We start from the raw sequence: 13,106 nt of genomic DNA, 5'->3' as shown, positions 1-13,106 counted from the left end.
GCTGCTGATTAGCTGGGAGAACGACAGCGTCCGGTCCGAGCGAATGAGAGAGGTGCCCGGTGGAGACTCCCCGTCTGGAGGAGGTGCACCTCACCTCTTTCAAGAGCTTCACCAACCAGCGCCTGCCCCTGCGAGATCTCACGGTGCTGATCGGGCGCAACGGCAGCGGCAAGTCCAACGCCCTTGACGCGTTGATGGTGCTGTCCCGGTTGGCGCTGGGCGAGCCTCTGCGGGAGGCATTGGACGGACCGCGGAGCGGCGGCGAGGAGCCGATCCGGGGCGGGGCCGAGGGCTGCGCTCCGCTGGGGGAGAGCGGGTTCCGGCTCGGGTGCCGGGTGCGGTCCGGAGAGGAAGTCTTCGGCCTGGACGTCGAGATCGAGGTCTCCCCGGGGCTACGGATCGTGCGGGAAGAACTGACGGCGGCCGAGGGCGTACGGTACGCAGGCCGTCGGCTGGCCGCAGGCCGACCCCTCCTGGTCGGCGATGCTCCCTCCAACCGCCGCAGCAGTCTCGCCGAAGTGGGCTACTTCAATGGGAAGCGCGACCTTGACCAGAGCACTTCCTTCGCTGCCGACCGTTTGCTGATCAGCCAGGTACCGGTACGGCTGCCGGTGACTTCGGGGGCGACGGGGCTGGTTCACCGGGCGGCCCAGGCAGTCCTCGCGGTACTGCGCGAGACCTTCCTGCTCGACCCGGTCCCGCACCTCATGCGGCAGTACGTCAACGCGCGCGACACGGAGCTCAGACGCAGCGCCGACAATCTGAGCGCGGCGGTCGCGGGACTACGGCGGACCGACCCCGTCGCCTTCGAACGGCTCACGGAACTTGTGGCCGGCATGCCCGAATACCCGGTGCGTCGTGTCGACAGCGTCGGTACCGAGCTCGGTGACGTCCAACTCGTCCTACGGGAATCGGGATTTCACGGCGCCGACCACGACGTCCCGGCAAGGCTTCTGAGCGACGGCATGCTGCGCTTCCTGGCCTTCGGTACGGCATTGCTCAGTGCTCCCGTGTCCGATGGTGACGACGAGCTGCTTTCGGCCCGACGACACCTGGTGATCGAGGAGATCGAGAACGGCTTGTACCCCACGCAGGCCGCCCGCGTGCTGAGCCTGATGAAGGAAGAATCGCAGCGCCGCAGCATCGACGTGCTGTTCACCACCCACAGTCCCGCGTTGCTCAACTCCCTTACCGCGCAGGATCATTCGGGCGTCGTCGTGTGCAGCAGGGATCCGCAGTCGGGGGAGAGCCGGCTGACCCGTCTCACGGATCTGCCCGGCTACGTCGACCTTCTCGCGGCCGGCGACCTGGGTGACGCGGTGACCAAGGGGCGGCTCCCCGATGCCGTGCGCCCGCGTGAAACGGAAGTGTCCAGTGTCGAGGACTTCCTGAGGAGCCTGTGAGTTCGTGAGCAACCAGCGTCGTCCCGGGCTCCAGCTCCCTGTCGTTGATTTCCTCGACACCTCGGTCTTCGTCGAGATCCTCGACGTGCCTCACATGAACGGTCATCGACCGGAGGTCCTGGCGGAGATGGACGCTCGGCTGAAGGCCAAGGTGCGCTTCATTCTGCCGACCGCGACGGTGGTGGAGACCGGCAATCACGTCTTCCAGATCAAGGACGGCACGGCCCGCCGCCGATGCGCCGCGAACTTCATGAGCATGCTGCGCAAGACCGCACGCGGGGAAGCCCCATGGGTCATGCACGAGCGCACCTGGGACAGCGCCTTTCTCACAGCCCTGTGCGACGGCGGCAGTACGGGAATGGATCTCTCCGAGCACGCCGTACGCCAGCAACTCGGCACCGGCGACATGAGCATCGTCGCCGAACGGGACCTGTACGCGTCCCGCGCGCAGGCCGAGGTGCGTATCTGGACGCTGGAGGCGACCATGGGGACGTGGGCCGAGCTGTCGTGAACTGGGAACAGCCTGGACCTGCTGACTAACGGCTGGCGGTGAACGCCGCCCAGGCGGTAGGGGTGAGTTGGAGCGTGGGGCCGTCGGCTTCCGGGTTCTTGGAGTCGCGGATGTGGATGGTGTGGGGGCAGGCGGCGACCTCGACGCACTGGCCGCCCTCACTGCTGCTGTAGGTCGACTTCCGCCAGGTGTAGGCGACTTCGAGGCACGCGCCGCCGTCGCTGTTGCTGTAGCTCGACTTGAACCACTGAAGTGCAGTGCTCATTACTCTCCCAGCAGACGGTCCAACAGGCTTCTGGAGTCCTCAATCGTGAGGGCCTGCGTCCGCAGCATCGCATACCTGCGGGTGAGGATGGACACCTCATCAGGGTCGGAAACCCACTGACTGCCGCGCTGGGAGTCGGTGTAGGCGAGGTGCTGGTGATCGGGTGTCTCCAGCAGGATGAAGGGGCCTGCGTCGCCAGCATGCGAGGTTCGATTCAGCGGCAGGATCTGGAAGGACAGGCCCGGGAGTTCGGAGTATTCGCGCAGCGCGCGCAGTTGGTCGAGGTGTGTCTCACGGCCGCCGTTGGGCCAGAGCAGTGCGGGCTCCCAGACCACGAAGCTCATTGTCGGCGGCACCTTGCGCTGCATGATCTCCTGGCGGCTGAGTCGACCCGCCAACTTCGTCTCCAACTCCTCCTCGTCGTACGCCGGAATACGACTGCTCAGCAGCGCGCGGGCGTACGCCTCGGTCTGCAGCAGACCGGGGATGACGGCGTTGTCGTACCAGGACAGGGCGATGGCCTCGCGCTCGTGCAGCATGTACTCCTCGGCGTAGAGCGGGAATTGGTCGATCTCGGGCAGGTTGTCGACGCCCGCTTCCAGCGTGCCCTTCGTGTCGAGGATGACGTCCAGGGACCTTGAGAGGGGCAGCATCAGTCGCCGCCTGCCCTGTTCGATCGACGCGATGGTCTCCTCGTCGACCAACGCCGTCTCGGCGAGCACGCGTTGGGTGAAACCGGCCCTCATGCGGGCCGCCTTCAACTGCGAGCCCAGCATCCGCATCGTCGAGCGGTTCTTCTTGGAGTTCATGTTGTGGTGCTCCCCACATCCACCCGTTCCGGATCCCGCACGTACCCGTACTCCACCCGTACAAAATGGGGAGCGGGGCTCACGCCCTGTCAACAGTAGTGACGCTGCGCAACTCCTGTCCCGTGAACCCTGAGGAGAGGGCGAGGTGGGCGATCGCGTCCTAAGCTGAACGCACGGGCAAGAAGCGCGTTCGGGGGCGATGTCGTGCTGCACATGCCGCTGCACCGGCAATTCCGGTACATCCACGAGCCGTTGCCGGCCGGTGACAGCGCGATCCCGGCGCTCGGGCACGAAACGCTGGTCGACGCGTTGAAGGAGCGGCTGACCTACTCGCACGGCGGCGCCTTCCTGGTGAGCGGTTTCCGTGGTGTCGGGAAATCCACCTTGGTGCTGCGCGCGCTGGCCGAAACCATGACCGCGTGGGCCGGTCGTGACGAACTGCTGGTGGTCCACCTCAACGTGGGCCGTTCCATGACGACCGATCAGTTGCTGTTCGCCGTCGTCCGGCGCATCTTCGAGTCCTTGGACGACCGGGATCTGCTGGCGCGACTGCCGCGTGAGGTGCAGCGTTCGCTGCTGCTGGCCTACTCGCGCACCTCGCTGTCGTTCACCCAGACGCAGTCGGAGAGTTCGGAGCGGGCCACGTCGCTCGGCCTCTCCCCGCAGCACCGGCTGGCGCCCACGATGAGCTTCAGCGGACGCAGAACCCGGTCGCAGGCCACCGAGGCGGCGTTCCTCGCCTACTCCGAGACGGACGTCGAGCACGACCTCGTCCGGATCGTCCATCTGCTCAACGGCAGTGAGGGGCGTGCGTACGGCCAACACCCGGGCTCGCGGCGGCTGTTGCGACGACGGCGCCGGGAAGCGGCCAGGCTGCGGGTGCATCCGGTCGTCGTTCTCGACGAGGTCGACAAACTCACCGACAACAGGCAGGAACCGATCGCCCTCTTCGAGGCGCTACTGGGCCGTATCAAGAACGTGCTCACCGCACGCGGTGCACACTTCATCGTGGTGGCCGGCGCCGATCTGCACGACCGTGCCATCCAGGACTCCGACCGCGGCAACGGCGTCTACGAGAGTGTCTTCGGCTGGCGGATGTACGTCCCGTGCCTCTGGGACGCGCCCGACCGGCTCGTACGGGGACTGGTGGAGGCGGGCCGGGACGGCCCGGACGGACAGGCGCCCTGGCCGGACCAAGGAGTCTGGGGTCCACCAGCCCCCGATCCGGTTCCGGTTCCGGTTCCGGCTCCGTACGGGACGTACGCCCCGCCCACCCCGTTCACCCCGTACGCCCCACCCATCCCGTACTCCCCGTCCACCCTGTACGGGGACGACATCACGTACCCCCTTTCGCGGACGCCCCTGGACGAGGCACGGCTCACCCGGTTCATCAGTTACCTCTGTTTCAAGGCGCGTGGCGTTCCGCGGCGTCTGCTTCAGGAGTTCAACTCCGTGGTGGCGTGGGAGGACGGCTGCCCTGTGCTGCACGTGGGGGAGGAGGAGTGGGCGCGGATCGACTTCTACGCACACCTGAAAGCGGTCGTGTCGGAGACGGCGGCCGGTGCCGATGCCGGTGCCGGTGGATCAGCGATGCCCGTGGCCATCGACGGCGACCGGAGACGGCTTGGCGGCTATCACGTGGTGGACTGGGCGCTGCGCAGCGAAGGCAGGCCGTTCACCTCGACCGATGTGACAGGTCCGCAGGGGATCGATCCGCTGCTGCACATGACGTCACCCGCGGTGGAGCGACTGCTGCGCCACCTGGTGAGGGCGGGCATGCTCGACGTGGTGAGCGAGCCGGGCCGGCCCAACGCCACGAGGTACGGCGGAGCCGAGTCCGCACTGGCGTACTACAAACTGTCGGACACGTACAAGCGCCAATTGGCGGGCTTCGTCCACAGCAGCGAGAGCGAACGCTCGGATCTGGGGATCGTCTCCCCGTCGCCGGGGCCCGGCCTGTACGACCCGACGGCGATCGGCTCCCCGGCCCCGCCTCCTCCCGGCTCCCCGGCCCCACATCCTCCCGGGTGGGCCGGCACCCCGGATTCCACCTGGCCCGGCACGGACCCGTCACCGGCCGATCCCGCTGCCCCCGCCCCCGCCCCGCTCGGCACCGCCGGGGCCGGTACGCCCGCCGTCGGTGTGCTGGCCGAGCGCTACGAGATGACCAGCCTTCTGGGCCAAGGGGGAATGGGCGCGGTCTACCGGGGACGGGACCTGCTCACCGGCCGGTCCGTCGCCATCAAGGTCCTGCACCGCGCCGCGCGCAACGACGAGCGCATGCTGGCGCGGTTCCAGCGGGAGGCCGAGGTGTGCCGCCAGCTGAACCATCCGCAGATCGTTCGCACGCTCGACGCCTTGGGATCCGGCGACGCGGAGCCCGCTCTGATCATGGAGCTCGTGGAAGGGCCTTCGCTGCGAGAAGTGTTGAGCGAGCGAGGCGCGCTGCCGGTGGCAGTGGTCGCGAGGATCGCCCGTCAGCTGGGCGAGGCGCTCGCCTTCATCGACAGCATGGGCATCTCACGGATCGACCTCAAGCCGGGCAATGTTCTGCTCCATCCCGAAAGAGGGGCCGTGATCATCGACCTGGGCATCGCCCGGCCGCGGCTCGACGACAGCTGGGATGTGACGCTCGCCGGGATGGTGATCGGGACACCCGGCTACATGGCACCCGAACAGGCGCGCGGCGACCCCGCGGACATCAGGACGGACATCTACACGCTGGGGATCCTGATGTACCAGTGCCTGTCGGGAGTGCAGCCCTGGAACTCGTCCTCGCTGCCCGAGGTGCTCTACGAGATCATGCGCACGGACGTCTCCGTGGACACCCTGCCCGTCTCCGACGGGCTCCGCTCGCTGCTCGGCCGGATGCTGTCCCGCTCCCCCGATTCCCGCCCGCAGAACCCCGACCATTTCCTGGAACAGCTCGCCGCGACACCGGAGGCACAGCAGGAAACAGACCTCGACGTGCCGGACATTGCCTAACGCCCTAACCGCCCCCGCACCCGCCGCACTTGACGGTTGTCCGCGACCGCGTCCAGGAACCGCCGCCCGCCGCCCGCCTCGTACGCCGGGCCCTCCAACCGCAGCACAGCCCCGTCGCGGACGACCACGTACGCGAGCGGGCCCGCCGTCTTCGGGAGGGTCACCGGGTGGCGGCCCGACGGGAGCTTCAGCCGGGCGGGGACGCGGAGTTGGGCCGTGGGGGTGCCGGGGAGCAACTCGGCTTCCACCGCCAGCGTCCCGACGGTGACCTTTACCCGGGCCGGGGCGCCGTCCGCCGTCGCGGCCAAGTACGGGAGGGGCAGGCTCTGTTCACCCCGTTCGGCGTTCGTCGCGGCGGCCGTCGCCGTGTCCGGGCCGAACTTCCGCTGCCGCTGGTCCACATCGAGCGCGAGCTGACCGCTGCCCGTCCAGTACGGGAGCGAGAGCCTGCCGCCGGTGAGGGCCGGGCCCGCCGCCGGAGCGCCCGGCGTACCGGCCCCCGTCACCCTCACCATCCGGTCCACGCCCAGCAGTTGGACGTACGCCCACACGTCGTGCACCCCGCGCTCCAGCGGGCCGCCGCCCGCCAACCGCTCCGGATCGAGGCGCAGTCGGCCGGAGGCGATCACCTGTGAACGGCCGTCGCCGAGGGGGCGTAGGCGCAGCTCCAGGTCGCCTTCCGGGTACCACCAGTCCTCCCGGTCCCGGTCCTTCAGTACCAGCTCCGCGTACGCCAGCCGGAAGGGGTCGGGGACCTCCCAGCCGTTCTCCGTGCCGGGCACGCCATCCAGCAACTCCGGGTCCAGCCACTGCTTTCCGTCCCGCTCGACCAGGACCAGCGGCTCGCCGTCGCCGCGCACCAGGTCCAGCGTGACGTCGGCGACCAGGCGGCCGTCCTCCCAGCGCAGGTCGCCGACCTCGCTGCGGGCCTTGACCTCGCGGACGCGTTCCGCGAGGGTCACCGCGCCGTCGAAGTCGCCGGACTCCAGCAGCTCGGCGCGCAGGCGGGACACCGCGGGCAGGCCCTCCCGTACCGCCGGCGGGAACTCCTCAAGCGCCACTTCCCGTGCCGCCTCGAAACGCTGCCGCTGCTCGGCCGGGTCCTCGCGCAGGATCTCCGGCTCACGGGTGCGGGAGAGGATCTCCACGTGGTAGAGGCGGTGGAGGAGGCGGTTCTGGAGGGCGTCGATGTCGTCGGACGGGGGTGTGCCGTCCTTGAGTTGGCGGACGATCGTGCGGGTGTTGGCCCAGAAGCCGTGCCGGGGGTTGAAACGGTGCTGGGTGTTGTTGCCGCCGTCGTCCCGCTTCATCCAGTAGTAGACGGGATAGTCGGCGAGGATCGCGATCCGCTCCGCCGCCAGATAGGCCGCGCTGACGAAGGCCAGGTCCTCCAGGATCCACGGGCCCTCGGGGAAACGCAGTCCGTGGTCCTCGACGAACGCCCGCCGGAACATCTTGTGCGGGGACATGCTCTGCATCAGCTCGTCGTTCTCGATCGTGCAGGCGTCCACCGTGTACCGGAACAGCCGCCGGGGCCGCACCATCGTGCTGGACATCTTGCCGAGGACGACGTCGGCGTCGTTGCGCTTCGCGTGCTCGTACAGCCGCTCCAGGGCCTGGGGCCCGAGCGTGTCGTCGTGGTCGACGAACTGGATGTACTCGCCCTTCGCGTGCCGCATGCCGAGATTGCGCGGGGCGCCCGGCCAGCCCGAGTTCGGCTGGGTGTGCACCTGGACGTTCGGAGCCCCGGCGGCGATCTTCCGCAGCCGGCTGAGCGTGTCGTCGGTCGAGCCGTCGTCGACGTAGATGACCTCGTACTCGTCCGCCGGCAGGCTCTGCCCCAGCAGCGACGGCGCGCACTCGTCGACGTACTTCCCGGTGTTGTAGACGGGAACGATCACGCTGACCTTGACTCTCGGCATTCAAGGACCCTACACAGCTACGGCACGCGGGCGTCAAAGCACTCCTTCTTCCCGGCCCCCGCCGCCGGCCGGAGGCAGGCCCGGACGACGGTTCCGGGGCCGGTCGCCGTCATGGGCGTGTAGACGTACGACCGCGCGGCCACGGCGTTACCGACCGCCGCGCCGCGGACCTGGCCCGCCGCCGTCATCTCGATCCGGTCCCCGACCCGCCCGTCCCACGTCCGCGCCCAACTCGCCCCGCACTCCTTGCTGTACCGCAGCTCCATCCACGCCCCCGTCGCCGTGCGGTGGGTGGCGAGGGTCTCCGGCCGGGGAGCGCAGTACATGGCCATAGGGTTCCTGCCCTCGCAGGCCGCACCCCGGCAGCCCGGTCCGGGGGAGGTCGCGGCGGTCGGGGACAGGGCGGCGGACGTGTGGGGTTCGGGGAGCAGCAGCACGGCGACGACCACGGCACTCACCGCCACCGCGCACACGGAGGCGAGCACCGCCAGGGCGGCCACGCCCCGGTGCTCCGGTGCCGGAGGCGGCGGGGGCGGCGGGGGCTGCGGAGTGACCGCGGGGACAGGGGGGACAGGAGGTGCCTGCGTCGCACGGCCGCTCGTCTCCGCCTCCGCTATCTCCCACAGGGCCACGCACCGGCCCTCCGGTTCCCCGGCCAGGCGGCACAGCTCCTCCACCGCCTCCCTCGGCGGCAGCGTCTTTCCGTTGAGATAGCGCTCCCAGGACGACTTGCTGTACGGCGTCTTCGCGGCCAGGCCCGCCAGGCTCAGGCCGGTGGCGGTTCTCAACTCGCGCATCGCGGCGGCCAGTCGGCTCATCCCCGGAGGACCTTCCAGGTGTGCGGCCCGACCATGCCGTCCACGACGAGACCCGACCGCCGCTGCAACTCCTTGACCGCGTGCTCCGTCAGCGGGCCGAAGATCCCGTCTATCCCTCCCGGCGAGACACCCGCCCTGCGCAACAGACACTGCGCCTCGGCGACCTCCGGCCCGGCGTTCCCGACGGCAAGATTCTGTTGCCGGGTACGGCTGTTGCCCGCGTACCAGAGACCGCCGACCCGCTCCACACGGCAGGTGTACGACGCCGGCGGCGGCGCCGACGACGCCGTGGACGGCGCGGCGAGCGGTGCCGCCGGGGCCGTAGCACCGCCGTGGTCCATGAGCCGTACGGCGGAGCGGACGCCCGGGCGACCTCAGAGCCGCTCGGGCGTCCTGATGCCCAGCAGCGCCATCCCCCGGTGCAGGGTGCGGGCCGTCAGGTCCACCAGGAACAGGCGGTTCTCCACGACCTCCGGCGCGTTGTCCGGCGACAGCACGTGGCACTGGTCGTAGAACGTCGTGAGCACGGACGCCAGTTGGTACAGGTACGCCGTCAGCTTGTGCGGGGCGTACTCCTTCGCCGCCTCCGCCACCACCTCGCTGAACTGGTCCAGGTGCAGGCCCAACGCCCGCTCCGCCGGGGCCAGTCCGAGCTCCGGGTGGGCCAGCGGCCGGGTCTCGCCCGCCTTGCGGAGGATCGACTGGATACGGGCGTACGCGTACTGGAGGTACACCGACGTGTCGCCGCTCAGCGACACCATCTGGTCCAGGTCGAACTTGTAGTCCCGCACGGCGGACGTCGACAGGTCGGCGTACTTCACCGCGCCGATGCCCACATACCGGCCGTTCTCGACGATCTCCCGCTCGGTCAGGCCCACCTTCTCGGCCTTCTCCCGTACGACCGCGGTGGCGCGCTGCACCGCCTCGTCGAGGAGGTCCTCCAGCTTCACCGACACACCCTCACGCGTCTTGAACGGCTTGCCGTCCTTGCCGAGGATCGTGCCGAACGCCAGCTGGTACGCCGTCACGTCGTCGTTCAGCCAGCCGGCCCGCCGCGCGGTCTCGAAGACCATCTTGAAGTGCAGGGACTGGCGGACGTCGACGACGTAGAGGAGCGAGGTCGCCTTGAGGTGGAAGACCCGGTCCCGGATCGCGGACAGGTCCGTCGCCGCGTAGCCGTAGCCGCCGTCCGACTTGCGGACGATCAGCGGGACGCGGTTGCCGTCCGGGCCCTTGATGTCGTCGAAGAACACGCACAGCGCGCCGTCCGAGATCTCCGCGACGCCGGACTCCTCCAGCAGGCGGCACGTCTCGTCCAGCATGTCGTTGTAACCCGACTCGCCGACGATGTCCGGGTCCCGGATCTCCATGTCCAGCTTCTCGAAGACGGAGAAGAAGTAGATCTTCGACTCGTCCACGAACTTCTGCCACGCGGCCAGCGTCTTCGGCTCGCCCGCCTGGAGATCCACCACCCGGCGCCGGGCCCGCGTCTTGAACTCCTCGTCGGAGTCGAAGAGTTTGCGCGCGGCCTTGTAGAGCCGGTCGAGGTTCGACATCGCCTCCTCGCCGGTGACCTCCGCGCCGCCGTGGTCCAACTCGCCCGGGTGCTCGTCCAGATACTGGATCAGCATGCCGAACTGCGTTCCCCAGTCGCCGATGTGGTGCCGCCGGACCACCGACTCGCCGGTGAACTCCAGGAGTTGGACCAGCGCGTCGCCGATCACCGCGGAGCGCAGGTGGCCTACGTGCATCTCCTTCGCCACGTTCGGCTGGGCGTAGTCGATGACCGTCGTGCCGGGGTGCGCGGCGAGGGGCACGCCCAGGCGGGCCGGGTCGTCGGCGTAGCGCGCGGCCAGGTTCTCGGTGATCGCCCTGTCGCTGATCGTGATGTTCAGGAAGCCGGGGCCGGAGACCTCGATGTCCTTGATCACGTCACCGGCGACCACGTTCGCCACGACCTGGGTCGCCAGTTCGCGGGGGTTGGCCTTGGCCTTCTTGGCGAGGGCGAGGATGCCGTTCGCCTGGAAGTCCGCCCGGTCGCTACGTCGCAGCAACGGGTCCGCGTCCGCCTCCGGCAGGGTGGCCGAGAGGGCGTTCGCGAGGCGCTGGTGGACTAGGTCGGTGAGCGACGTGACCGGAGCCATGGGGTGGGAGCCGTTCTCCTCGTGGGGATGCGTAGACCTGTCCACTATCCCATGGCGGGTAAAGCGAGTTTTCGGGTGCGGGCCCGGTGGGGGCCGGTCGCGCAGTTCCCCGCGCCCCTGAGAGGCGGCTGCGCCGCCGTCCAGGCCTCAAGCCCCCACGGCCCTTGGATGGCGGCGCAGCCGCCTTCAAGGGGCGCGGGGAACTGCGCGACCGGCCCCCACCGGGCCCGCAGTAAGAAAGCCCGCCACCCCCAGGGCCCGCTTCAGAGTCACGGCCTTGGAAAAGCCGTTTTCGTGGATGTCGGGTCGCCTGGGACAATGGTGCGGTCAGTCGTGCGACCGTACCGGCTGCCCCGTGCCAGAAAGAAGGACGTGCCGATCGTGGCTCAGAGCACCGAGACCACCGACTGGGTCTCCCGTTTCGCGGATGAGGTCATCGAGGAGTCGGAGCGTCGGGCCCCCGGCAAACCTGTCGTCGTCGCGTCCGGGCTGTCGCCGTCGGGCCCCATCCACCTCGGCAACCTCCGCGAGGTCATGACCCCGCACCTCGTCGCCGACGAGATCCGGCGCCGGGGCCACGAGGTCCGGCACCTCATCTCCTGGGACGACTACGACCGCTACCGCAAGGTGCCCAACGGCGTGGAGGGGACCGACGCCGGCTGGGCCGAGCACATCGGCAAGCCGCTGACCTCCGTGCCGGCCCCGAAGGGCTCCGCGTACCCGAACTGGGCCGAGCACTTCAAGGCCGCGATGATCGAGTCGCTGGCCGAGCTGGGCGTGGAGTTCGACGGGATCAGCCAGACCGCGCAGTACACCTCCGGGGTGTACCGCGAGCAGATCCTGCACGCCATGAAGCACCGCGGGGACATCGACGCGATCCTGGAGCAGTACCGCACCAAGAAGGCCCCGGCCAAGAAGCAGCAGCAGAAGGCCGTCGACGCGGCCGAGCTGGAGGCCGAGGAAGGGTCGGGCGCGGCCGAGGAGGACGACGGCAGCTCCGGTTCCGCCGGCTACTTCCCGTACAAGCCCTTCTGCGGTGCCTGCGGCAAGGACCTCACCACCGTCACGGCGTACGACGACGACACCACCGAGCTGACGTACGTCTGCACCGAGGACGGCTTCACCGAGACCGTCCTGCTGAGCGAGTTCAACCGCGGCAAGCTGGTCTGGAAGGTCGACTGGCCGATGCGCTGGGCCTACGAGGGGGTCGTCTTCGAGCCGAGCGGTGTGGACCACTCGTCTCCCGGGTCGTCCTTCCAGGTGGGCGGGCAGATCGTCGGGATCTTCGGGGGCGAGCGGCCCATCGGGCCCATGTACGCCTTCGTCGGCATCAGCGGCATGGCCAAGATGTCCAGCAGCAAGGGCGGGGTCCCCACCCCGGCCGACGCGCTCCAGATCATGGAACCGCAGCTGCTGCGCTGGCTCTACGCCCGCCGCCGCCCCAACCAGTCCTTCAAGATCGCCTTCGACCAGGAGATCCAGCGCCTCTACGACGAGTGGGACAAGCTGGACGGGAAGGTCGAGGACGGTTCCGCCCTGCCCGCCGACATCGCCGCGCACTCCCGCGCGGTGCGCACCGCCGGCGGTGAACTGCCGCGCACGCCCCGCCCGATGCCGTACCGGACCCTCGCGTCCGTCGCCGACGTCACCGCCGGAGCCGAGGACCAGACGCTGCGCATCCTCAGCGAACTCGACCCGGCCAACCCCCTGTCCACCCTCGACGAGGTCCGCCCCCGGCTCGACAAGGCCGAGGCCTGGATCAACACGCACGTCCCCGCCGACCAGCGGACCATCGTGCGCGCCGAACCCGACGCCGAACTCCTCAAGTCCCTCGACGAGGCCGCCCAGCAGTCCCTGCGACTCCTGAGCGAAGGCCTCGCCGACCACTGGTCCCTGGACGGCCTCACCCACCTCGTCTACGGCGTCCCCAAGGTCCAGGCCGGCTTCCCCGCCGACGCGACCCCCAAGGAACTCCCGCCCGAGATCAAGGCCTCCCAGCGCACCTTCTTCGCGCTCCTCTACCACCTGCTGGTAGGCCGCGACACCGGCCCGCGCCTGCCCACCCTGCTGCTCGCGGTGGGCCAGGAGAGGGTGCGCAGGCTTCTGGGGGAGTAGAGACCCGGCCTGTTCTACGACGACGGGGGCGGCCCGGGGCCACGAGGCCCCGGCGCCCCCCCAGGCGGTGGGGGAACCCACGACCCGCAGTTGTGTTGCAGGGGTTTCCCCCCGGGGGGGGTGGTGGAAACGGT

The 13,106-nt window shown here is 69.5% G+C and carries 10 protein-coding genes; 4 read left to right on the top strand and 6 right to left on the bottom strand.

Going from position 1 to position 13,106, the window contains the following annotated elements; translation table 11 throughout:
• Nucleotides 1-59: 59 nt before the first annotated feature.
• Nucleotides 60-1,403: an AAA family ATPase gene (locus ACIQBL_RS46490; protein ID WP_401954718.1), complete on the top strand. Its 1,344-nt coding sequence runs from the start codon at nt 60-62 to the stop codon at nt 1,401-1,403.
• 4 nt (nt 1,404-1,407) lie between these two features.
• Nucleotides 1,408-1,914, top strand: coding sequence for a hypothetical protein (locus tag ACIQBL_RS46485; RefSeq protein ID WP_401954716.1), 507 nt, complete (start codon nt 1,408-1,410; stop codon nt 1,912-1,914).
• A gap of 25 nt (nt 1,915-1,939) precedes the next feature.
• On the opposite strand, the gene ACIQBL_RS46480 is transcribed toward ACIQBL_RS46485, so the two are convergent.
• The gene (locus tag ACIQBL_RS46480) at nt 1,940-2,179 is read right to left on the bottom strand and encodes a DUF397 domain-containing protein (protein WP_401954713.1); all 240 of its coding nucleotides are present in this window, start codon (nt 2,177-2,179) and stop codon (nt 1,940-1,942) included.
• A complete protein-coding gene (locus ACIQBL_RS46475; protein ID WP_401954710.1) occupies nt 2,179-2,988 on the bottom strand; it encodes a Scr1 family TA system antitoxin-like transcriptional regulator in 810 nt (269 codons plus the stop codon). The genes ACIQBL_RS46480 and ACIQBL_RS46475 overlap by 1 nt, the downstream gene beginning before the upstream one ends.
• Before the next feature lie 213 nt (nt 2,989-3,201).
• Between ACIQBL_RS46475 and ACIQBL_RS46470 the strand changes: the two genes are divergently transcribed.
• Nucleotides 3,202-5,973 (top strand): protein kinase, encoded by a 2,772-nt coding sequence (locus ACIQBL_RS46470; protein ID WP_401954707.1) that lies wholly within the window; start codon nt 3,202-3,204, stop codon nt 5,971-5,973.
• Here the strand turns inward: ACIQBL_RS46470 and ACIQBL_RS46465 are convergent.
• The 4 genes from ACIQBL_RS46465 to argS are packed head-to-tail and all read right to left on the bottom strand — an operon-like array spanning nt 5,970 to nt 10,857.
• Nucleotides 5,970-7,895, bottom strand: a complete 1,926-nt coding sequence (locus tag ACIQBL_RS46465) for a glycosyltransferase family 2 protein (RefSeq protein WP_401954704.1) — start codon at nt 7,893-7,895, stop codon at nt 5,970-5,972. The genes ACIQBL_RS46470 and ACIQBL_RS46465 overlap by 4 nt on opposite strands.
• Before the next feature lie 17 nt (nt 7,896-7,912).
• Nucleotides 7,913-8,713, bottom strand: coding sequence for a helix-turn-helix domain-containing protein (locus ACIQBL_RS46460; RefSeq protein ID WP_401954701.1), 801 nt, complete (start codon nt 8,711-8,713; stop codon nt 7,913-7,915).
• Nucleotides 8,710-9,054, bottom strand: a complete 345-nt coding sequence (locus ACIQBL_RS46455) for a peptidoglycan-binding protein (protein ID WP_401954698.1) — start codon at nt 9,052-9,054, stop codon at nt 8,710-8,712. Before ACIQBL_RS46455 ends, ACIQBL_RS46460 begins: the two co-directional genes overlap by 4 nt.
• Before the next feature lie 33 nt (nt 9,055-9,087).
• A complete protein-coding gene (gene argS / locus ACIQBL_RS46450) occupies nt 9,088-10,857 on the bottom strand; it encodes an arginine--tRNA ligase (RefSeq protein ID WP_401954819.1) in 1,770 nt (589 codons plus the stop codon).
• 372 nt (nt 10,858-11,229) lie between these two features.
• Between argS and lysS the strand changes: the two genes are divergently transcribed.
• The gene (gene lysS, locus ACIQBL_RS46445) at nt 11,230-12,972 is read left to right on the top strand and encodes a lysine--tRNA ligase (protein WP_401954695.1); all 1,743 of its coding nucleotides are present in this window, start codon (nt 11,230-11,232) and stop codon (nt 12,970-12,972) included.
• The last annotated feature ends 134 nt before the right edge of the window (nt 12,973-13,106 follow it).

This window comes from Streptomyces sp. NPDC088350, assembly GCF_044753545.1.
Classification (GTDB): domain Bacteria; phylum Actinomycetota; class Actinomycetes; order Streptomycetales; family Streptomycetaceae; genus Streptomyces.
The sequence above is the reverse complement of the archived record's forward strand: the minus strand, read 5'-3'. Positions and strand labels throughout refer to the sequence as shown.